Raw genomic sequence first — 21,901 nt, 5'->3', positions numbered from 1 at the left:
CTTCCAGGTCAAACTGCGCACTTACGCGAACTTTTGCACCCGTCAGATTGCGCATTGCATGGCAATTTGACGCAAAATACTATCTACTGACAAACATCGGGCGCGTTAGTTCGCCGAAATTTTCACTGATGTGACATAACCATAAGTGCAAGGCCATGGCTCAGGAAATCGAATTAAAGTTTATCGTGAAGAGCGATAGCGTGGAAACGCTTCGTCAACATCTGCACACGCTGACCGAAGAACATATCGCGTCCAGCCAGTTACTCAACATCTATTACGAGACGCCGGATAACTGGCTGCGCGGCCACGATATGGGGCTGCGCATCCGCGGTTTTGACGGTCAGTACGAGATGACGATGAAAATCGCCGGGCGGGTAATTGGCGGTTTGCATCAGCGGCCTGAATACAATATTCCGCTTACCCAACCGGAACTCGATCTGGCGCGCTTCCCGGCGGAAGTATGGCCTGATGGCGTACTTCCGCAAGATTTACAGGCGCGAGTGCAGCCGCTGTTTAGCACCGATTTTTACCGTGAAAAATGGCTGGTTAACGTTGGCGAGAGCCGCATTGAGATTGGCCTTGATTTAGGCGAAGTCAAAGCGGGTGAATTTGTTGAGCCGATTTGCGAACTGGAGCTGGAACTGCTGAGCGGTTCTCCGGCGGATATCCTCAAGCTGGCGCGCCAGCTGGTGAATGTCTCCGGGCTGCGTCAGGGTAGCCTGAGCAAAGCGGCGCGCGGTTACCACCTGGCGCAGGGCAATGCCGTGCGTGAACGCCGCCCAACAGCGATTCTGCAAACCCCCGCCAAGGCCAGCGTTGAGCAGGCTTTTGCCGCCGCGCTGGAACTGGCGTTGTCGCAATGGCAATACCATGAAGAGCTGTGGGTGCGAGGAAATGAGAAAGCGAAAGCCGATGTTCTGAGCGCCATTGCCTTGCTGCGCCACACGCTGGCGCTGTTTGGCGGTATTGTCCCACGCAAAGCGAGCGCTCACTTACGTGATCTGCTGACCCAGTCTGAAGCGACCATTACGTCTGCCGTTTCAGCGAATACGGCGGTGTGGAGCGCGCAGTCAGCCCTGGCGAAACTGGTGCTCACCGAGTGGTTAGTGACGCAGGGCTGGCGAACCTTCCTTGATGAAAAAGCGCAGGCCAAATTCGCCGACTCCTTTAAACGCTTTGCCGATGTCCATCTGTCACGCTGCGCCGCCGAGCTGAAAAAAGCCTTTGCCCAACCGCTGGGCGACAGCTATCGCGACCAGTTGCCGCGCCTGGCACGTGATATCGACAGCGTGTTACTGATGGCCGGGCATTACGATCGCGCACGCGCCGTGGAGTGGCTGGAAAACTGGCAGGGGCTTCAGCACGCCATTGAAACGCGCCAGAGAGTCGAAATCGAACATTTCCGTAATACCGCGATTACCCAGGAGCCGTTCTGGTTGCACAGCGGAAAACGTTAACGAAAGGATATTTCGCATGCCGCACCACGCAGGATTGTCGCAACACTGGCAAACGGTTTTTTCTCGTCTGCCGGAAGCGCTCACCGCGCAGCCACTGAGCGCGCAGGCGCAGTCAGTGCTCACTTTTAGTGATTTTGTTCAGGATAGCATCATCGCGCATCCTGAGTGGCTGGCAGAGCTTGAAAGCGCGCCGCCGCCGGCGAATGAGTGGCAACACTATGCGCAATGGCTGCAGACGGCGCTGGAGGGTATCACCGATGAAGCCTCGCTGATGCGCGCGCTGCGGTTGTTTCGCCGTCGCATCATGGTGCGCATCGCCTGGAGCCAGGCGCTCCAGTTGGTGGCGGAAGAGGATATCCTGCAACAGCTTAGCGTGCTGGCGGAAACCCTGATTGTCGCCGCGCGCGACTGGCTCTATGACGCCTGCTGCCGTGAGTGGGGAACGCCGTGCAATCCGCAAGGCGTGCCGCAGCCGATGCTGGTGCTCGGTATGGGCAAACTGGGCGGCGGCGAACTCAATTTCTCATCCGATATCGATTTGATTTTTGCCTGGCCGGAAAATGGCGCAACGCGCGGCGGACGCCGTGAACTGGATAACGCACAGTTTTTTACCCGCCTTGGTCAACGGCTGATTAAAGTCCTCGACCAGCCAACGCAGGATGGCTTTGTCTACCGCGTCGATATGCGCTTGCGCCCGTTTGGCGACAGCGGCCCGCTGGTGCTGAGCTTTGCCGCGCTGGAAGATTACTACCAGGAGCAGGGGCGCGACTGGGAGCGCTACGCGATGGTGAAAGCGCGCATTATGGGCGACAACGACGGCGACCATGCGCGAGAGTTGCGTGCAATGCTGCGCCCGTTTGTTTTCCGCCGCTATATCGACTTCAGCGTGATCCAGTCCCTGCGCAACATGAAAGGCATGATTGCCCGCGAAGTGCGTCGCCGTGGCCTGAAGGACAACATAAAACTTGGCGCGGGCGGGATCCGCGAAATTGAATTTATCGTCCAGGTTTTCCAGCTGATTCGCGGCGGTCGCGAGCCTGCGCTGCAATCGCGTTCGCTGTTGCCGACGCTTGCGGCCATTGATCAACTGCATCTGTTGCCGGATGGTGATGCAACCCGACTGCGCGAGGCGTATTTGTGGCTGCGACGGCTGGAAAACCTGCTGCAGAGCATCAATGACGAACAGACACAGACGCTGCCGGGCGATGAACTGAATCGCGCGCGCCTCGCCTGGGGAATGGGTAAAGAGAGCTGGGAAGCGCTGAACGAAACGCTGGAAGCGCATATGTCGGCGGTGCGCCGGATCTTTAACGAACTGATTGGCGATGATGAAACGGATTCGCCGGAAGATGCCCTCTCTGAGAGCTGGCGCGAACTGTGGCAGGATGCGTTGCAGGAAGAGGATTCTACGCCTGTGCTGGCGCATCTCGCAGAGGACGATCGCCGCCGCGTAGTGGCGCTGATTGCCGATTTTCGCAAAGAGATGGATAAACGCACTATCGGCCCGCGCGGGCGGCAGGTGCTCGATCACTTAATGCCGCATCTGCTCAGCGATGTATGCTCGCGTGACGATGCGCCAGTGCCGCTGTCGCGCCTGACCCCGCTGCTTACCGGGATTATTACCCGCACCACATACCTTGAGCTGCTGAGTGAATTCCCCGGCGCACTGAAACACCTCATTTCCCTGTGCGCCGCGTCGCCGATGGTTGCCAGCCAACTGGCGCGCTACCCGATCCTGCTCGATGAACTGCTCGACCCGAACACGCTCTATCAACCGACGGCGATGAACGCCTATCGCGATGAGCTGCGCCAATACCTGCTGCGCGTGCCGGAAGAGGATGAAGAGCAACAGCTTGAGGCGCTGCGGCAGTTTAAGCAGGCGCAGTTGCTGCGCGTGGCGGCGGCGGATATCGCCGGTACGTTACCAGTAATGAAAGTGAGCGATCACTTAACCTGGCTTGCGGAAGCGATTATTGATGCGGTGGTGCAGCAAGCCTGGGGGCAGATGGTGGCGCGTTACGGCCAGCCGACGCATCTGCACGATCGCGAAGGGCGCGGTTTCGCGGTCGTCGGTTATGGCAAACTGGGCGGCTGGGAGCTGGGTTACAGTTCCGATCTGGATCTGGTGTTCCTGCACGACTGCCCGATGGATGTGATGACTGATGGCGAGCGTGAAATCGATGGCCGCCAGTTCTATCTGCGACTTGCGCAGCGCGTGATGCACTTGTTCAGCACGCGCACATCGTCCGGTATCCTTTATGAAGTCGACGCGCGTTTGCGCCCATCTGGCGCTGCGGGAATGCTGGTGACCACTGCGGAATCGTTCGCTGATTATCAGAAAAACGAAGCATGGACGTGGGAACATCAGGCGCTGGCCCGCGCGCGCGTGGTGTATGGCGATCCGCAACTGACCGCCGAGTTTGATGCCATTCGCCGCGATATCCTGATGACGCCGCGCGACGCCACTACGCTGCAAACTGAAGTGCGCGAAATGCGCGAAAAAATGCGTGCCCATCTTGGCAACAAACACAAAGATCGCTTCGATCTGAAAGCCGATGAAGGCGGTATCACCGACATTGAGTTTATCGCCCAATATCTGGTGCTGCGTTTTGCCCATGACAAGCCGAAACTGACGCGCTGGTCGGATAACGTGCGCATCCTTGAAGGGCTGGCGCAAAACGGCATCATGGATGAGCAGGAAGCGCAGGCATTGACGCTGGCGTACACCACATTGCGTGATGAGCTGCACCACCTGGCGCTGCAAGAGTTGCCGGGACATGTGGCGCGCTCCTGTTTTGTCGCTGAGCGTGCGCTTATCAAAACCAGCTGGAACAAGTGGCTGGTGGAACCGTGCGCCCCGGCGTAAGTGTGATATCATCGCGCGCAAATTTTGTATCTCTCAGGAGACAGGAATGAAAGTGACGCTGCCAGAGTTTAAGCAAGCCGGTGTAATGGTGGTGGGTGATGTGATGCTGGATCGTTACTGGTACGGTCCAACCAGCCGTATCTCTCCGGAAGCGCCAGTCCCGGTTGTGAAAGTCGATACCATTGAAGAGCGACCGGGCGGTGCGGCAAACGTGGCGATGAACATTGCCTCGCTGGGCGCAACGGCGCGTCTGGTTGGTCTGACTGGCATTGACGATGCGGCGCGCGCGCTGAGCAAAGCGCTGGCGGATGTTAACGTTAAATGTGACTTCGTTTCTGTTCCGACGCATCCAACCATCACTAAGTTGCGCGTGCTGTCGCGCAACCAGCAGCTGATTCGCCTGGATTTTGAAGAGGGTTTTGAAGGGGTTGATCCGCAACCGCTGCATGAACGCATCAGCCAGGCGCTTGGCAACATTGGCGCGCTGGTGCTGTCCGATTACGCCAAAGGGGCGCTGGCAAGTGTTCAGCAGATGATCGCGCTGGCCCGCAAAGCCGGTGTGCCGGTGCTTATCGATCCGAAAGGCACGGATTTTGAACGCTATCGCGGGGCCACGCTGCTGACTCCGAACCTGTCCGAGTTTGAAGCGGTGGCCGGGAAGTGCAAAAGCGAAGATGAGATCGTGGAACGCGGCATGAAATTGATTGCCGATTACGAGCTCTCTGCGCTGCTGGTTACCCGTTCCGAGCAGGGGATGACGCTACTGCAGCCGGGCAAAGCGCCGCTGCATATGCCGACTCAGGCGCAGGAAGTGTATGACGTCACCGGTGCGGGCGATACGGTGATTGGCGTGCTGGCGGCGACGCTGGCGGCCGGGAATTCGCTGGAAGAGGCGTGCTACTTCGCCAACGCGGCCGCAGGCGTGGTGGTCGGTAAACTCGGTACCTCAACCGTGTCGCCAATCGAGCTTGAAAATGCCGTGCGTGGCCGTGCGGAAACCGGCTTCGGTGTGATGACGGAAGACGAACTGAAAGTCGCTGTCGCGGCGGCGCGTAAGCGCGGCGAGAAAGTGGTGATGACCAACGGCGTGTTCGACATTCTGCATGCAGGGCATGTCTCTTATCTGGCGAATGCGCGCAAACTGGGCGATCGCCTGATTGTTGCGGTTAACAGTGATGCGTCCACCAAACGCCTGAAAGGGGAAACCCGTCCGGTGAACCCGCTGGAGCAGCGCATGATTGTACTGAGCGCGCTGGAAGCGGTGGACTGGGTGGTATCGTTTGAAGAGGATACGCCGCAGCGCCTGATTGCCGGGATCCTGCCGGATCTGCTGGTGAAAGGTGGTGATTACAAACCCGAACAGATCGCGGGCAGCGAAGAGGTGTGGGCGAACGGCGGGGAAGTGCTGGTGCTCAACTTTGAAGACGGCTGCTCAACCACCAACATCATCAAAAAGATCCAGAAAGACAGCCAATAACGGCGCTGCTGGTGAATGGTGAAAAGAAAAAGCCCTCTTTATGAGGGCTTTTTACTATTGTTCATCAACCGGTGGAATGGCGGGGGCCGGTTTCACTTCGGTGACGTTGCCGCTGCTGCGGCTTTCCAGCTCGCTGAGGCGCTGTTCCAGCAACGCCAGTTTTTCGCGGGTGCGCAGCAGAACCTGCGTCTGCACGTCAAACTCTTCGCGGCTCACCAGATCGAGGCGGGTTAACTGCGATTGCAGCGTCTGACGGATTTTCTTTTCAACGTCTTCCCCAAACTCACGGATCCCTTTCGGCATGGATTCGTGAACCTGTCGCGCAATCTGTTCAATTTTCTTCGGATCAATCATGTTGGGGTCCCTGTTCGGATAGGCTCATAGGGTTATTGTAGTGTGATAACCCCAGGTGATAAACCAGAATTGTTTGAAGCTTATGCATTGCCGAAGATTATCAATGGCGTTATAGTTATCGCGCTTATTCTCAGGGCGGGGCGAAATTCCCCACCGGCGGTAAATCAGCGCATGCTGAAAGCCCGCGAGCGCTTCAGGTTAACGCCTGAAGGTCAGCAGATCCGGTGTAATTCCGGGGCCGACGGTTAAAGTCCGGATGGGAGAGAGTAACGAATCTGTCGGGCAATGACGCCCGCTCGCGTTATTTTTTTGCCGCATTGCGACACTCCTAAGACTGCCCTGATTCTGGTAACCATAACTTTATTGAGGTCTTTTACCATGAATCAGACGCTGCTTTCTTCTTTTGGCACGCCTTTCCAACGTATTGAACACGCGCTTGCCGCGCTGCGCGAAGGCCGCGGTGTGATGGTGCTCGATGACGAGAACCGCGAAAACGAAGGCGACATGATTTTCGCCGCCGAAACCATGACCGTTGAGCAGATGGCACTGACCATTCGCCACGGTAGCGGCATTGTTTGCCTGTGCCTGACCGACGAACGCCGTAAACAACTCGATCTGCCAATGATGGTAGAGAACAACACCAGCGCATTTGGCACCGGTTTTACTGTGACCATTGAAGCGGCGCATGGCGTAACCACCGGCGTTTCGGCGGCTGACCGTATTACTACTGTTCGTGCGGCGATTGCCGATGGCGCAAAACCGTCCGATTTGAACCGTCCAGGCCACGTGTTCCCGCTGCGCGCGCAGCCGGGTGGCGTGCTGACCCGTGGTGGTCACACAGAAGCGACTATCGATTTAGTGACGCTGGCAGGCTTCAAACCGGCGGGTGTGCTGTGTGAATTAACCAATGATGATGGTTCAATGGCGCGCGCCCCGGAATGCATCGCGTTTGCGAAACAGCACAATATGGCGGTAGTGACGATTGAAGACCTGGTGGCTTATCGGCAGGAACATGAGCGCAAAGCCAGCTAACAGTTAACCTTCTCCGTAAAAATCCGCAGCCAAGAGCTGCGGATTTTTTTTGCCTGTCCTGCATCAAAGTTTGGCGCGCTTCTGGTCATCACGCATTGAAAATGAATTGTTCTACTTATAAAGTGGTAAGCGTTGCGGCGAGTATTAAAAGGGATTTGAGATTTTTCTAACTCGTTCAATTTAAGCGGCTTTGTAATTAATTTGTGAAGCAATTTTTGCCGAATATATGACGGAGGCAATGTGTTCATTTCCTGGTATTGGATTGTGGCTGTTGTTGTGATTGTCTTTGGTTATATCCACGTGCTTAAACGTAATTGCAAAGCCTGCCGTCATGATCGGGAAGCGATATATAAAGGTTATTTACGCGTGGTGGAGGAGTTGAAAAAACACCGGCGCGTTGGGCAGGGCGATTAATACACCGCTGCCCGTCATCACTCTGACTTACCCGCCAAACCCCATCGCCTGTAACGCCACCAGGCTTAATCCCATCACCGACATGCCGCACAGCACGCCATAGCTTGGGTTGTTATTGGGATCGATCTCTTTTGCCAGCGGCATCAGCTCATCGACCGACAGCGCTACCATGATCCCGGCGACTGCAGCCATAATCGCCGCCATCACTACCGGTGATACCAGGCTTCCCAGAATCAGCCACGCCAGCACCCCACCAAGGATTTCCGCCATACCTGAAATACCCGCCCAGAAAACCGCACTGCGTTTTGACCCGGTCGCCGCATAGACCGGCCCTGCAACCGCCAGTCCTTCAGGAATATTGTGTAATGCGACCGCAAAAGCGATGCCAAAGCCGAGTTCCAGGTCGTTACTGGCGGTAACGTAAGTGGCGATCCCTTCGGGAAAATTATGCAGGCTGATACCAAGCGTCAGCAAAATGGCGGTACGGCGAATGCCGCGCGGAAAAGTTTGCTGTGTGCCCTGCATTAAATCTTGCGGATGCGCGTGCGGCAGCAGGCGATCCAGTGCGAAATAGCCCAGCAACCCGACCACAAACATGCCGTAGCCGAGCATGGGCGACATATTTTCCGTTGCCAGCGCGGCGGGCAGCATCTCCATCAGTGAAATAAGCAGCATGATCCCGGCGGCAAAGCCGAGTGAAAACGCCAGTACGCGGTTTGAGGGCTTCTGGCCGATAACACCAAGAAGCGCGCCAATAAACGTCGCCGCGCCTGCCAGGATGGTCAGAATCAAAGGTACTGACATAAGTTACTCCTTTATGATAATCATTCTCATTAATCTAAGATTTTGTTGCAAAAAAAGCGAGACGGAGTGGCGACCTTTACGCATTCCTTACATTCAAAATTACTGATGATCTTCATCATGGTTATCTGAGTTCTTCACCCGCCGAAAAAGCGTAATCTACGTTTATCAAAATAGACACACTCAGTAAGGATATCACCATGTCAGCACCTCGCATGCCTGCACTGTTTTTGGGCCACGGCAGCCCAATGAATGTGCTGGAAGATAACGTTTATACCCGCGCCTGGAGCGCTCTGGGCGAGACGCTGCCACGCCCGAAAGCGATTGTGGTGGTATCCGCGCACTGGTTTACTCGCGGAACCGGCGTGACCGCTATGGAAGCGCCGAAAACTATCCATGATTTCGGCGGTTTCCCGCAGGCGTTATACGATACGCATTACCCTGCTCCGGGCTCGCCGGAACTGGCGCAACGCCTGGTGGAATTACTCTCGCCAGTGCCGGTAACGCTGGATAAAGAAGCCTGGGGTTTTGACCACGGTTCATGGGGCGTGTTGATTAAAATGTACCCGAACGCGGATATTCCGATGGTGCAGCTCAGTATCGACAGCACCAAACCAGCGGCATGGCACTTCGAAATGGGGCGCAAACTGGCGGCACTTCGCGATGAAGGTATTATGCTGGTGGCCAGCGGTAATGTGGTACATAACCTGCGTACTGCGCGCTGGCATGGCGAAAATACGCCGTATCCGTGGGCCATTGCGTTCAATGATTATGTGAAAGAGAACCTGACCTGGCAGGGGCCAGCCGAGCAGCATCCGTTAGTCAATTATCTTGACCATGAAGGTGGTTCGCTCTCTAACCCGACGCCGGATCACTTCCTGCCGTTGCTGTATGTGCTTGGCGCCTGGGATGGCAGGGAACCTGTGTCGATACCGGTTGATGGTCTCGAGATGGGATCGCTCAGTATGCTCTCGGTGCAGGTTGGCTAAATGAATGGCGCGTTATGCGCCATTTTTTTTGCCTGAAAATGGAAAACTTCGAGGAGGATCGCAAAAAAAAGCACCTGAAATACGGTTTTTTTGAAAATAAAAAGAGCTTCGCTACAAAAATGAAACGCCGTGCTGAATTTCGGCTCTTTTTGTGAACATCATCGTCGCAATAACCCACCTGAGTGACTACGCTTCAGAATGTCTGTTTTTCAGACATACCCATAAAAACAATCCGGTGCAATGCCACGAACATTCTGTTCGCGGTCGGTCTTTTGCGCCTAAAAAATAAACCCTCTGGAGACACGGAAATATGAACTCAGCGAAAACCTTACTGAAAGTCTGTATTAGTTCCGCTCTGCTGTTTATCTCCCACGCCTCTGTCGCCCAAACCTTTCGCGCTGCCGATGTTCACCCCGCCGACTACCCCAATGTGGTGGCGGTAAAACATATGGGGGAAAAGCTCAGTAAGGCGACAGACGGTCGGCTGGATATTAAGACCTTTCCAGGCGGCGTATTAGGCGATGAGAAGCAAGTGATTGAACAGGCACAAATTGGCGCCATTGATATTATTCGTGTCTCTATGACGCCAGTGGCGGCGATATTACCGGAGATAAATGTCTTTACGCTGCCCTATATTTTCCGCGATGAAGACCATATGCACAAAGTGCTGGATGGCATGATTGGCCAGGAAATTGGTAACCGCCTGTCGGAGAGCAGCAAATCACGGCTGATCTTCCTGGGCTGGATGGACGCCGGGACGCGTAACCTGATCACCAAAGCGCCAGTCACTAAGCCGGAAGATCTTAAGGGTATGAAGATCCGCGTGCAGGGCAGCCCAATTGCGCTCGATACCCTGAAAGCGATGGGCGCTAACTCGGTGGCGATGGGGGTTAGTGAAGTGTTCAGCGGAATGCAAACCGGCGTGATCGATGGCACGGAAAATAACCCGCCTACTTTCGTTGCGCATAACTATTTACCGGTCGTCAAAAATTATACCTGGAGTAAGCATTTTATTATTCCCGAGCTGTTTTTGTTCTCAAAAGCCAAATGGGACAAGCTGAAAAAAGAGGATCAGGAATTAATTCTGAAACTGGCGAAAGAGGCCCAAGCTGAGCAGCGAGAATTATGGAAAACCTATAACGAAAAATCGCTGGAAGCGATGAAAACGGGCGGCGTGCAATTCCATGACATCGATACCAAAGCGTTTTTTGAAGCGACACAACCGGTTCGTGATAAATACGGCAAAGAGCATCAGGAGCTGATTACCCGTATTCAACAAGTGCAATAACTTTTGCCGGGCAGGCGCGTTTTGTGTTCTGCCCACTTGCAACTTTCACCGGGAAAACTGCTATGGCTGAACGCTATTCGTTGTTGATGGATATTCTGTACCGGATATCGATGTGGATTGCAGGTCTGGCGCTGTTAATTATGGTGGCGATTATTCCGGTGGGCATTTTCGCCCGCTACGTCATGAACAGCGCTTTATCCTGGCCGGAGCCGGTCGCCATTATTTGCATGGTGACCTTTACCTTTATTGGCGCCGCCGTGAGTTACCGCGCGGGTTCGCATATTGCAGTCAGTATGGTTACCGATCGTTTAAGCGAACCGCTGCGCAAAATCTGCTTTGTGATTGCGGAGGTGATGCTGCTGGCGATCAGCATTTTTATTCTCTGGTACAGCACTGCGTTATGCGCGGAATTATGGGAACAACCGGTCGCCGAATTCCCGCTCTTTACCGCAGGAGAAAGCTATTTGCCGCTGCCTGTCGGTTCTGCCATTACCATCTTGTTTATTATCGAAAAAATGCTTTTTGGCGCGCAATATCACCGCCCGGTGGTGATGCTGGGTTCGTCGAGCTAATCCCCGATCACATCCCGTAAGGAACGTTTATGGATGCATTTATTCTGCTCTTTACGCTGGCTATTATGCTGGCGGTGGGTGTACCGGTGGCTTACGCCGTGGGCATTAGCGCGGTGCTGGGCGCGTGGTATATCGATATTCCGCTGGAAGCGGTGATGATCCAGTTGACGAACGGCGTGAATAAGTTCTCGCTGCTGGCGATCCCGTTTTTTATTCTCGCGGGCGCGATCATGGCCGAAGGGGGGATCGCCCGGCGGTTGGTAAATTTCGCCTATATCTTTGTCGGCTTTATTCGCGGCGGGCTGTCGTTAGTAAATATTGTCGCTTCCACATTTTTCGGCGCAATTTCCGGATCGTCCGTGGCAGATACCGCCTCGATCGGTTCGGTGATGATCCCGGAAATGGACAAAAAAGGATATCCGCGTGATTTTGCCGCCGCGGTCACCGCCAGCGGCTCGGTACAGGCGATCTTAACGCCGCCGAGCCATAACTCGGTGATCTACTCGCTGGCGACGGGCGGTACGGTTTCTATTGCCGCGCTGTTTATCGCCGGGATCCTGCCGGGGCTGTTGCTCAGTTTTACACTGATGGTGATGTGCGTAGCATTCGCCCATAAACGCGGCTATCCAAAAGGGGAGCGCGTGCCGTTTCGCCAGGCGTTGAAGATCTTCGTGGATACGCTGTGGGGGCTGATGACTGTGGTGATCATCATGGGCGGCATTCTGTCCGGGGTTTTCACTGCGACAGAGTCAGCGGCGATCGCCTGCCTGTGGGCCTTTTTCGTCACCATGTTTATTTACCGCGATTACAAATGGTCGGAACTGCCTAAACTGATGTACCGCACCGTTAAAACGGTGACGATCGTGATGATCCTGATTGGCTTTGCGGCCGCGTTCGGGGCGGTAATGACCTATATGCAGTTGCCCGCTCGCATTACGGAAGCCTTTACCCAAATTTCGGATAACAAATACGTTATTTTGATGTGCATTAACATCATGCTGCTGTTGCTTGGCACGCTGATGGATATGGCACCGCTGATTTTGATCCTGACGCCGGTGCTGCTGCCGGTGACCAATGCGCTGGGCATCGATCCGGTACATTTTGGCATGATCATGCTGGTGAACCTGGGAATTGGATTGATCACCCCGCCTGTCGGATCGGTGCTGTTTGTCGCCAGTGCGGTCAGTAAGCAGAAGATCGAACAGGTGGTAAAAGCGATGTTGCCGTTCTATCTGATCCTGTTCCTTGTATTGCTATTGGTGACCTATATTCCGGCGATCTCGCTGTTCCTGCCGAAGCTGTTTGGCGTGTTGTAAGGCAATAAAAAACCCGGCCTGCGTTGCCGGGTTTTCTCTTATTCCACAAAGATATGCGGATAGAAGCGGGAGAGATCCTGCGTTATCAATGCGCGATCTTCGCGAATGCCGATCCCGGCGGGTTGATCGTTGATAAGCCAGCTGCCAATCAGCGTATAGCTGTCGCCGAATTTGGGTAGCGGGCAGAACTGTTGCACGATCATGCCTTCTTCGCCATACGGTCCTTCAACGGCTTCGACCGTTTTGCCATTTTCAATGATCGATACATTAGCGCCTTCGCGGGAAAAAATAGGTTTAACAACGTATTTTTCCATCTCCGGGTGCGCGTCTTCGGCAAAATAAGCCGGCAGCAAGTTCGGGTGATCCGGGAACATTTCCCACAACATCGGCAACAGGGCCTTGTTGGAAATAATGCTTTTCCAGGCGGGTTCCAGCCAGCGTACGCCTGCGTCTTCCAGCTTGGTCGAGAACATTTCGCGCAGCATATATTCCCACGGATAGAGCTTAAACAGGTTACCAATCACCTGGTCTTGCAAGTCCGTGAACTGGCCTTTTTCCCCGAGACCAATATCTTCGATATAAAGGAATTCGGAGGCCAGCTCTGCTTCGGCCGCACAATCCTGCAAATATTGCACCGTACCGCGATCTTCGACCGTATCGCGGCAGCAGGTGAAATGCAGCAGCTGAAAACCGTGCTGCTCACGCAGCTCGGCAAAGCGCTCAATCAGCTTCTCTTGCAGGCTATTGAACTGATCGCTGCCTTGCGGCAGGTTGCCGGCGTTGAGCTGATCTTCCAGCCAGATCCACTGAAAAAACGCTGCTTCATACAGCGAAGTCGGCGTATCAGCATTGTTTTCCAGCAGCTTAGGTTCGCCCACGCCATCCCAGGCGAGATCGAGGCGCGAATACAAAGAGGGCTGATGCGTGGCCCATGACTGGCGCACAAAACTCCAGGTGTGCTTAGGAATGCGAAACTTCGCCATCAGCTCATCACTGGCAACGACTTTCTCCACCACCTTCAGGCACATCTGGTGCAATTCTGCGGTGACCTCTTCCAGCTTTTCAACCTGTGCAAGCGTCAGCTTGTAATAGGCATCTTCACACCAGTACGGCTCGCCGTACATGGTGTGAAAGTTGAAGCCGTACTCGGTGGCTTTTTCGCGCCAGTCCGGGCGCTCGGTAATACTGATTCTTTCCATGGCGCTTAGCCGCCCATTGAACGGGTGGTTGTACCGCTGGCGCTACGCTGCATGGTGTTCTGTTTCGCCACAGACTCACCAAAGCCGCCGCGCGTTACCGTGGTAGTGGTCGCCGGTTTCGGTGCCATCGCCGTTTTCGGCACGTTAATGGTACGGCCAGGCTGCGCTGCGCCATAGCCTTTACCGGAAGCATCGGTGTACTGACCGTAAGCCGGGCTGGCCGGGTTACGCGAGCTGAACAGTGGCTGCTGCGCAAAGCCTGCGCCGCCACCCATCATACGGCCCATCATGTAACCGGCCATCAGCGGCATCCAGAAGCTGCCGCTGGACTGCGCCTGTGCCTGGTTCTCCGGCGCTACGCCAGCCTGCACCGGTGCAGCCTGGCACTGGCCTTCACCGAACTCGGCAACGCAATCTTCACGCGTGGCATATTTCGGTGCGGTACGCTCGGCTTCTTTCAGCGCGTTGTTATATGCGGCGGTACATTCCGCGCTTTTCCCCGGGTTCGCCGATGAGCAATCATCCGCGTTTTGATACAGGGAAACTGTCTCGTCACTTTTTTCACAACCCGCCAGCATAAAAACGGCGGTAACCGCCAGCGCGACAGGCGTCAGATGGCGCGCGCTCCAGCTTTTGCGGAACGTCGCGTGTTGGATGTTTTTTGTCCGTTTCATTGTAATATTCCTGGACTCCAAAGGCATGAGTAAACGCTCAGGATAGAGGATGCGGGGGGGAAGTTAAAGCAAGGAGGGGAGGCCTTTACGTTGCCTTACGTAAAAACGGGGGCTGGATGCCCCCGTTGTCGAAAAGTACTGCTTAACGTTTCACGCTGGTGCGTGCGGCGGCAGGTTGCGCGTTGCCGTTGAAGTTATCAACGCTGGCTGCCTGCTGCGCATTTTCAGGCGCGACGCTTTCCGGCGAGGTATCGACCGGTTTACCCAGCGTGCTGTTCAGCGCCAGCAGATCCTGCTCGTTCAACGAACCCAGCGCGGCTTTGATGTTCAGCTGGTTGATCAGGTAATTGTAACGTGCGCTGGAGAGCTGCTGCTTGGCGTTATACAGCGTGGTGGTCGCGTCCAGCACATCGACGATAGTACGCGTACCCACGGAGTAACCCGCTTCCATCGCATCCAGAGAGCTCTGGGCAGAAACCACTGCCTGTTTGTAGGCGTTGATGCTGCTGATGGAGGCATTCACGTTGTTAAAGGAGGAGCGCACGGTCTGCACCACGTTGCGGTGCGCGCTTTCCAGTTGCTCGCTTGCGCCAACAAAGTTGTACTGCGCCTGTTTGACCTGCGAACTCACCTGGCCACCCTGATACAGCGGCAGGGAGAAGCTCAGACCCACTTTATTCTGGCCGGCGTCAACATCCGGGTTTTGCGCACTTTTGGAGCCGCTGTAAGAGGTGTTAGAAACACCTGTAGAGGCGGTTAAATTCAGCGTTGGCAAATGACCATCCTGCGCCTGGCGAATTTGCTCGCGCGCCAGATCCTGGCTCAGACGCGCCTGCAACAGCGTCAGGTTACGGTTTTCCGCTTCCTTCAGCAGCGCATTAACGGCTTGCGGTTTATCGGTCTTGAAGTTGTCGACGTTCAGCGAGGCCAGTTGCGGGTAGTAATTCCCGGTGACCTGACGCAGCGCTTCCACCATGTTGTCGAGGTTGTTGCGCGCGGTCACTTCGTTCGCCAGAACGGTATCGTACTGCGAGCGGGCGTTTTGCACGTCGGTGATGGCGACCAGGCCAACGTTAAAGCGTTGGGTCGTTTGATCCAACTGGCGGTAGATAGACTGTTTCTGTGCTTCAGTGTAGGAAAGCGTATCAATGGCGCTCAATACGTTGAAATAGGCGGTGGCCGTATTCAAAATCAACGTTTGCTGATCGGTCTGCCAGGTGACGTCCTGAATACCCGCGGTTTTTTCCTGCAGCGTCAGGGCGCGCCATTTTGACATATCAAAAATGGTTTGCGTTAACTGCAGGGAAGCGCTGGTGACATTCGAATTGACACCTTTGCTGTCACGGTAGCCATTGGAATAGTCATAATCTGCACCCAAACCAAGCTGAGGCAGTAACGGGCTACGCGCTTCGTTAATCTTTTCAAAAGCAGCATCGCGGTCAGCGGCGGATTTACGCAGATCCGGGTTGCTCAAACGCGCCTGCTGATAAACCTGTAACAGGTTTTCTGCCTGGCTCATGGCGCTGAAGCCGGTCAGGCTCAGGCCGATAAGGAGGGGGAGCAATTTCTTCATTTGCATTCCTTGTTGTGAAGCAGTATTAGCGCTGGTCTAAATTAGAAAAAATAATCGCCGATTCTACCAGATAGTGGCACCGCTTCAGCTTGGCGTAACGTGCCATCGGCGTAAATATGCATCAATCTATCACATAGCACTTGAAACGATAGCTATACAGGCTTGAAATCAACTGTTTTGTCATTATTTCAAAAGAGACGCCGCCCATGAGTAAGCCAGTAACATCCGCAGTGACTTTCACAAAAAACGATGTAGAAATTATTGCACGGGAAACACTCTATAGCGGTTTTTTTTCGCTCGATCTATACCGCTTTCGCCACCGTTTATTCAATGGCGAAATGAGCGGTGAAGTCCGCCGTGAAATTTTTGAACGCGGTCATGCCGCAGTCTTGCTACCCTTTGACCCAGTGCGCGACGAAGTTGTGCTGATCGAACAGATCCGCATTGCGGCGTTTGATACCAGCGAAACCCCATGGTTACTCGAAATGGTGGCCGGCATGATTGAAGAGGGCGAAAGCGATGAAGATGTTGTGCGTCGCGAAGCCATCGAAGAGGCCGGTCTGCACGTTGGTCGTGTGAAAAGAATGTTGAGTTATTTGGCAAGCCCTGGCGGCACCAGTGAGCGTTCCGCCGTGTTGGTGGGCGAAGTGGATGCCACGCAGGCCTCGGGTATTCATGGTCTGGTGGATGAAAACGAAGATATTCGTGTTCATGTGGTGAGCCGGGAACAGGCTTACCAGTGGGTAGAAGAGGGGAAAATCGACAACGCAGCGTCTGTCATTGCCCTGCAATGGCTGCAACTGCATCATGAGAGCTTACGAAACGAGTGGAAAAAATGAAGCGTTATACACCTGACTTCCCAGAAATGATGCGCCTGTGCGAAACCAATTTCGCCCAGCTGCGCCGCTTGCTGCCGCGTAATGACGCAGCGGGCGAAACGGTGAGCTATCAGGTGACCAACGCGCAGTACCGGTTAACGATAGTCGAGTCCACCCGCTACACTACGCTTGTGGAAATTGAACAGACCGCGCCATCAATTAGTTACTGGAGCTTGCCGTCAATGACGGTGCGCCTTTATCACGATGCGATGGTGGCTGAAGTGTGTTCGAGTCAGCAGATCTTTCGTTTCAAAGCGCGTTATGATTATCCGAATAAAAAGTTGCATCAACGCGACGAAAAGCATCAAATTAACCAGTTTTTGGCCGATTGGCTGCGTTACTGTTTAGCACATGGAGCAATGGCGATTCCGGTTTGTTAGCGTCGTGAAACCTAAGGACACCATTTGGAAAGCCTGTTAAACCTCTCTCTGGCGGGTGAGCCCAGAGTGAGGGTATTACAAATAACTGATTCTCACCTGTTTGCCGAAAAGCATGAAACGTTGTTAGGGGTGAATACCTGGGAAAGCTATCAGGCGGTACTGGAGGCTATCCGCTCTCAGCAGCGTGAATGCGATCTTATTGTCGCCACTGGCGACCTGGCACAGGACCATACCGCTGCGGCTTATCAGCTTTTCGCTGATGGCATCGCAAGCTTTGACGCGCCTTGTGTTTGGCTGCCGGGTAACCACGATTTCCAGCCCGCCATGTACAGCACGCTGCAGGATGCGGGGATCTCGCCAGCGAAACGCGTTTTTGTCGGCGAGCACTGGCAAATTCTGTTGCTGGACAGCCAGGTGTTTGGCGTACCGCACGGTGAATTGAGCGAGTTCCAGCTTGACTGGCTGGAAAAGAAACTCACCGACAGCCCGCAGCGCCACACCTTATTGCTGCTCCATCATCATCCACTCCCTTCCGGCTGCAGTTGGCTCGATCAACACAGCCTGCGTAACGCGGGTGAGCTGGATAACGTGCTACAGCGTTTTCCGCAGGTGCGGTATCTGTTGTGCGGGCATATTCACCAGGAGCTGGATCTCGACTGGAACGGCCGCCGTCTGCTGGCGACGCCATCGACCTGCGTCCAGTTTAAACCGCACTGCGCCAACTTTACGCTTGATACCATCGCGCCCGGCTGGCGCTGGCTGGATCTCTACCCGGACGGAACGTTGCACACAGAAGTTTGCCGTCTGGAAAGCACCCAGTTCAGGCCGGATACCGCTTCAGAAGGTTACTGATGTCCACGCTCCTTTATCTGCACGGGTTTAACAGCTCGCCGCGTTCCGCCAAGGCGACGCTGCTTTCGCAATGGCTGGCGCAGCATCACCCGGAGATCAACGTGATTGTGCCGCAACTGCCACCTTATCCCGCTGCGGCGGCAGAATTGCTGGAATCACTGGTGCTGGCGCAGGGCGGAAAACAGCTCGGTATCGTCGGCTCTTCGCTCGGCGGCTATTACGCCACCTGGCTTTCGCAATGTTTCATGTTGCCTGCGGTGGTGGTGAATCCCGCGGTACGACCATTTGAATTGCTGGCAGATTATCTTGGCAATAACGAGAACCCCTACACAGGGCAGCAATATGTGCTAGAGTCTCGCCATATTTACGAGCTCAAAGTGATGCAAGTTGACCCGCTCGAAGCGCCGGATTTAATCTGGCTGCTACAACAAACCGGGGACGAAGTGCTGGATTACCGCCAGGCGGTGGCATATTACGATGCCTGCCGTCAGACAGTGGAAGAGGGCGGAAACCATGCCTTTGTGGGCTTTGAGAATCATTTCACACAGATTATCGATTTCCTTGGGCTGCATTGAGCCATCAGGGAAACGATGCGGTCACTATCTACGAACAAACCATGACGCAATCCTACAACGCTGATGCCATAGAGGTACTCACCGGGCTTGAGCCGGTTCGCCGCCGTCCGGGGATGTACACCGATACCACGCGCCCTAACCATCTGGGCCAGGAAGTTATTGATAACAGCGTCGATGAAGCGCTGGCGGGCCACGCTAAGCGCGTGGACGTGATCCTGCACGCCGATCAGTCGCTGGAAGTTATCGATGACGGGCGCGGTATGCCGGTGGATATCCACCCGGAAGAGGGCGTTCCGGCCGTTGAGCTGATCCTCTGTCGTCTGCACGCGGGCGGTAAATTTTCCAATAAAAACTACCAGTTCTCTGGTGGCTTGCACGGCGTCGGCATCTCGGTGGTTAACGCCTTGTCCCGCCGCGTGGAAGTGACCGTCAAGCGTGACGGCCAGGTCTACAGCATCGCGTTTGAAAACGGTGAAAAAGTGCAGGATCTGCAAGTGATCGGCACCTGCGGTAAACGCAATACCGGCACCAGCGTGCATTTCTGGCCGGACGAATCCTTCTTTGATAGCCCGCGTTTTTCCGTTTCCCGTTTGACGCATTTGCTGAAAGCCAAAGCCGTGCTTTGCCCGGGCGTCGAGATCACCTTTAAAGATGAGGTGAACAACGCCGAGCAGCGCTGGTGCTACCAGGATGGCCTGAACGATTATCTGTGCGAAGCGGTAAATGGCCTGCCGACGCTGCCGGAGAAACCGTTTATCGGCAATTTCTCTGCGGAAACGGAAGCGGTGGATTGGGCGCTGCTGTGGCTGCCGGAAGGCGGCGAGCTGCTGACGGAAAGCTACGTCAACCTGATCCCCACCATGCAGGGCGGCACGCACGTTAACGGTCTGCGTCAGGGATTGCTGGACGCGATGCGCGAGTTTTGCGAATACCGCAATATTCTGCCGCGTGGCGTGAAGTTGTCGGCGGAAGATATCTGGGATCGCTGCGCTTATGTGCTGTCAGTGAAGATGCAGGATCCGCAATTCGCCGGGCAGACCAAAGAGCGATTATCTTCCCGTCAGTGCGCCGCGTTTGTTTCTGGCGTGGTGAAAGACGCATTCAGCCTGTGGTTGAACCAGAATATTCAAACGGCGGAACTGCTGGCGGAGATGGCGATCTCCAGCGCCCAGCGTCGTATGCGCGCCGCCAAAAAAGTGGTGCGTAAAAAGCTGACCAGCGGCCCGGCGTTGCCTGGCAAGCTGGCGGATTGCACCGCGCAGGATCTGAACCGCACCGAACTGTTCCTCGTGGAAGGTGACTCGGCGGGCGGCTCCGCGAAACAGGCGCGCGATCGTGAATACCAGGCGATCATGCCGCTGAAAGGTAAGATCCTGAACACCTGGGAAGTCTCTTCGGATGAAGTGCTGGCCTCGCAGGAGGTGCACGACATTTCGGTGGCGATCGGCATCGATCCGGACAGCGACGATCTGAGCCAGTTGCGTTACGGCAAGATCTGTATTCTCGCGGATGCGGACTCCGATGGTCTGCACATCGCTACTTTGCTGTGCGCATTGTTCGTGAAGCACTTCCGCTCCGTGGTGAAAAACGGCCACGTCTACGTGGCGTTGCCGCCGTTGTACCGTATCGACCTTGGCAAAGAGGTTTATTACGCGCTCACGGAAGAAGAAAAAACCGGTGTGCTGGAGCAGTTAAAACGCAAAAAGGGCAAACCGAACGTGCAGCGCTTTAAAGGGCTGGGCGAAATGAACCCGATGCAGTTGCGCGAAACTACGCTTGATCCGAATACCCGTCGCCTGGTGCAATTGGTCATTAACGACGAAGACGAGCAGCAGACCAACGCGATGATGGATATGTTGCTGGCGAAGAAGCGTTCAGAAGATCGCCGCAACTGGCTGCAGGAAAAAGGCGATATGGCGGACATTGAAGCCTGATCCCGTCTGGAAGGCTTGCCCGGCTCGCGAATGCGCGGGTCGGGTAAGTCAGTTAAGTTTGCAACGAAGCCACTTTCAACATCAGTTCAGTTTGGGATAGTTGCTCTTCTCGTAGCGATAGATATTCACCAACGCATGACCGCCGTCCGGGCTGGCGTGGAGCAACCCATCTGACAATGCAGTTTTCAACTGCGACAGTTTCATTAACGCTTGCTGAATACGTTGAGGCAAAAAGTCGTTGAACTGATTTACCGCTTCGTTAACCCCCCTCGTTACGCCGACAGTCAGCCCGATTTTTCCGGTATTGCAGCGGCGTTTCGCCAATGCCTTTCTTAAACGCGCTGATAAAGTAAGTCACATCGGAAAACCCCACTTCGCTGGCGATATGATGAATGGCCAGCGCGCTATGCAGTAGCAAGTCGCAGGCTTTGCGCAAGCGCAAGGTGTTCAGATACTGGTGGATAGGTTCGCCGGTCTCAAAATGGAAACGGCGCGAGACATAGCTGCGGGATTTTCCTAACTCCTGCGCCAGCTGCGCAAGACTGAATTTCTGCCGGTAATTCTCCTCCAGCCAGAACATCACCGGCGTGGCAATGCCGTTGCGTTCATCCGGCAATTTCTGCTTATCTTCCGGCAACATACTCAACAGATTAAGCAACAAACAGGCGACCTGCTCGCCATTCAGACTGTGGTTTTCGGCAAGCCTCGCGTAGCTGCTAAACAGGTGGTCGATATGCGGGTGAATAGCCGCGACATCCATCACCACCGCCGCGCCACCGCGTAAAGCGAGATGCTGCAAACGCTGGTGATTGTGCGGGAACGCGCGCAGGTTTTGCAGCACGGCATGGTGATCAACGTGAATAATGGTGCGCCGATAAATGGCCTGCGCTTGCTCATCCACCATCACTTTATGGATGGTGAAAGGCGGAAAGAAAAAGAGCCGCCCAGGGCGCATGGTGTACTGGCGGTTATCAACCATCACCACGCCAAAACCCTCTTCAACGTACAGCACCTCCAGACACTGGTGCCAGTGGTGATAACGCACGGTATTGGCGAACAGGCGGCTAAACGACACCACCGCATCGTTTAACGTGATCAATTCAAGCCGTTCGTTCTGCAATGGTGTCGTCATAGTGCAACCCATCTCAATTTTTAACCCGCAGGGTCCATTTATAAACCACGGTTTTAAATTTTTTCAACAACGGGTTCAGGCAAAGCGTGCCGATGTGACAAAGCTAACATTTCCGGCGGTTGTTCATTCACTATCCTT

Annotated in this window: 21 protein-coding genes and 1 riboswitch; of the genes, 14 read left to right on the top strand and 7 right to left on the bottom strand. The window is 54.8% G+C overall.

Going from position 1 to position 21,901, the window contains the following annotated elements; translation table 11 throughout:
• Positions 1-155 precede the first annotated feature (155 nt).
• Genes DFO56_RS17720 through hldE form a run of 3 tightly spaced genes read left to right on the top strand, consistent with a single transcriptional unit; the run spans position 156 to position 5,800 of the window.
• Entirely contained in the window at positions 156-1,457 is a 1,302-nt protein-coding gene (locus DFO56_RS17720; RefSeq protein ID WP_020455301.1) for an inorganic triphosphatase, read from the top strand.
• Positions 1,458-1,473: 16 nt separating this feature from the next.
• A complete protein-coding gene (gene glnE, locus DFO56_RS17715; protein ID WP_045512088.1) occupies positions 1,474-4,323 on the top strand; it encodes a bifunctional [glutamate--ammonia ligase]-adenylyl-L-tyrosine phosphorylase/[glutamate--ammonia-ligase] adenylyltransferase in 2,850 nt (949 codons plus the stop codon).
• Positions 4,324-4,369: 46 nt separating this feature from the next.
• Positions 4,370-5,800 carry a bifunctional D-glycero-beta-D-manno-heptose-7-phosphate kinase/D-glycero-beta-D-manno-heptose 1-phosphate adenylyltransferase HldE gene (gene hldE / locus DFO56_RS17710; protein ID WP_020455299.1) on the top strand — a complete coding sequence of 477 codons (1,431 nt, stop codon included), beginning with the start codon at positions 4,370-4,372 and terminating at the stop codon, positions 5,798-5,800.
• 54 nt (positions 5,801-5,854) lie between these two features.
• Here hldE and ubiK read toward each other — a convergent pair whose 3' ends face one another.
• Positions 5,855-6,154 (bottom strand): ubiquinone biosynthesis accessory factor UbiK, encoded by a 300-nt coding sequence (gene ubiK, locus DFO56_RS17705; RefSeq protein WP_020455298.1) that lies wholly within the window; start codon positions 6,152-6,154, stop codon positions 5,855-5,857.
• A gap of 122 nt (positions 6,155-6,276) precedes the next feature.
• Positions 6,277-6,426: riboswitch (FMN riboswitch) on the top strand.
• A 106-nt stretch (positions 6,427-6,532) separates the two neighbouring features.
• Here ubiK and ribB point away from each other — a divergent pair.
• Both ribB and DFO56_RS24765 read left to right on the top strand, forming a co-directional pair.
• Positions 6,533-7,186, top strand: a complete 654-nt coding sequence (ribB, locus tag DFO56_RS17700) for a 3,4-dihydroxy-2-butanone-4-phosphate synthase (protein WP_020455297.1) — start codon at positions 6,533-6,535, stop codon at positions 7,184-7,186.
• A 264-nt stretch (positions 7,187-7,450) separates the two neighbouring features.
• On the top strand, positions 7,451-7,600 hold the full coding sequence (locus tag DFO56_RS24765) for a hypothetical protein (protein WP_158539535.1): 150 nt from the start codon (positions 7,451-7,453) through the stop codon (positions 7,598-7,600).
• A 27-nt stretch (positions 7,601-7,627) separates the two neighbouring features.
• On the opposite strand, the gene zupT is transcribed toward DFO56_RS24765, so the two are convergent.
• Complete coding sequence (gene zupT, locus DFO56_RS17690; RefSeq protein WP_020455295.1) at positions 7,628-8,404, bottom strand: zinc transporter ZupT; 777 nt, start codon at positions 8,402-8,404, stop codon at positions 7,628-7,630.
• Positions 8,405-8,601: 197 nt separating this feature from the next.
• Between zupT and ygiD the strand changes: the two genes are divergently transcribed.
• The 4 genes from ygiD (at position 8,602) to DFO56_RS17670 (ending at position 12,566) form a co-directional block, all read left to right on the top strand.
• Complete coding sequence (gene ygiD / locus DFO56_RS17685) at positions 8,602-9,390, top strand: 4,5-DOPA dioxygenase extradiol (RefSeq protein ID WP_020455294.1); 789 nt, start codon at positions 8,602-8,604, stop codon at positions 9,388-9,390.
• Positions 9,391-9,700: 310 nt separating this feature from the next.
• Positions 9,701-10,678, top strand: a complete 978-nt coding sequence (locus tag DFO56_RS17680; RefSeq protein ID WP_020455292.1) for a TRAP transporter substrate-binding protein — start codon at positions 9,701-9,703, stop codon at positions 10,676-10,678.
• 62 nt (positions 10,679-10,740) lie between these two features.
• Positions 10,741-11,250 (top strand): TRAP transporter small permease, encoded by a 510-nt coding sequence (locus DFO56_RS17675; RefSeq protein WP_045512092.1) that lies wholly within the window; start codon positions 10,741-10,743, stop codon positions 11,248-11,250.
• A gap of 29 nt (positions 11,251-11,279) precedes the next feature.
• Complete coding sequence (locus DFO56_RS17670; RefSeq protein WP_020455290.1) at positions 11,280-12,566, top strand: TRAP transporter large permease; 1,287 nt, start codon at positions 11,280-11,282, stop codon at positions 12,564-12,566.
• A gap of 38 nt (positions 12,567-12,604) precedes the next feature.
• Here DFO56_RS17670 and DFO56_RS17665 read toward each other — a convergent pair whose 3' ends face one another.
• The 3 genes from DFO56_RS17665 to tolC form a co-directional block, all read right to left on the bottom strand.
• Positions 12,605-13,765: a glutathionylspermidine synthase family protein gene (locus DFO56_RS17665; protein WP_020455289.1), complete on the bottom strand. Its 1,161-nt coding sequence runs from the start codon at positions 13,763-13,765 to the stop codon at positions 12,605-12,607.
• 5 nt (positions 13,766-13,770) lie between these two features.
• A complete protein-coding gene (locus DFO56_RS17660) occupies positions 13,771-14,439 on the bottom strand; it encodes a DUF1190 family protein (protein WP_020455288.1) in 669 nt (222 codons plus the stop codon).
• Between the two features lie 142 nt (positions 14,440-14,581).
• Positions 14,582-16,012 carry an outer membrane channel protein TolC gene (gene tolC / locus DFO56_RS17655; protein ID WP_020455287.1) on the bottom strand — a complete coding sequence of 477 codons (1,431 nt, stop codon included), beginning with the start codon at positions 16,010-16,012 and terminating at the stop codon, positions 14,582-14,584.
• Positions 16,013-16,218: 206 nt separating this feature from the next.
• On the opposite strand from tolC, the gene nudF reads away from it, so the two are divergent.
• Genes nudF through parE form a run of 5 tightly spaced genes read left to right on the top strand, consistent with a single transcriptional unit; the run spans position 16,219 to position 20,631 of the window.
• Positions 16,219-16,851 (top strand): ADP-ribose diphosphatase, encoded by a 633-nt coding sequence (nudF, locus tag DFO56_RS17650; protein ID WP_020455286.1) that lies wholly within the window; start codon positions 16,219-16,221, stop codon positions 16,849-16,851.
• A complete protein-coding gene (locus tag DFO56_RS17645) occupies positions 16,848-17,270 on the top strand; it encodes a DUF1249 family protein (protein WP_020455285.1) in 423 nt (140 codons plus the stop codon). The genes nudF and DFO56_RS17645 overlap by 4 nt, the downstream gene beginning before the upstream one ends.
• A gap of 24 nt (positions 17,271-17,294) precedes the next feature.
• A complete protein-coding gene (cpdA, locus tag DFO56_RS17640) occupies positions 17,295-18,122 on the top strand; it encodes a 3',5'-cyclic-AMP phosphodiesterase (RefSeq protein ID WP_044489489.1) in 828 nt (275 codons plus the stop codon).
• Complete coding sequence (gene yqiA / locus DFO56_RS17635) at positions 18,122-18,697, top strand: esterase YqiA (protein WP_020455283.1); 576 nt, start codon at positions 18,122-18,124, stop codon at positions 18,695-18,697. Before cpdA ends, yqiA begins: the two co-directional genes overlap by 1 nt.
• A 41-nt stretch (positions 18,698-18,738) precedes the next feature.
• Entirely contained in the window at positions 18,739-20,631 is a 1,893-nt protein-coding gene (gene parE / locus DFO56_RS17630; RefSeq protein ID WP_020455282.1) for a DNA topoisomerase IV subunit B, read from the top strand.
• A gap of 81 nt (positions 20,632-20,712) precedes the next feature.
• Here parE and DFO56_RS24760 read toward each other — a convergent pair whose 3' ends face one another.
• Together DFO56_RS24760 and DFO56_RS17625 are read right to left on the bottom strand one after the other, a co-directional pair.
• A complete protein-coding gene (locus tag DFO56_RS24760; protein ID WP_158539534.1) occupies positions 20,713-20,862 on the bottom strand; it encodes a hypothetical protein in 150 nt (49 codons plus the stop codon).
• A 28-nt stretch (positions 20,863-20,890) separates the two neighbouring features.
• Complete coding sequence (locus DFO56_RS17625) at positions 20,891-21,763, bottom strand: AraC family transcriptional regulator (RefSeq protein ID WP_045512095.1); 873 nt, start codon at positions 21,761-21,763, stop codon at positions 20,891-20,893.
• Between the last annotated feature and the right edge of the window lie 138 nt (positions 21,764-21,901).

Origin of the sequence: Kosakonia sp. AG348 (genome assembly GCF_003337365.1) — a bacterium.
Lineage (GTDB): Bacteria > Pseudomonadota > Gammaproteobacteria > Enterobacterales > Enterobacteriaceae > Kosakonia.
Note: the sequence above shows the minus strand (reverse complement) of the source record. Positions and strands in the feature narration are given on the sequence as shown.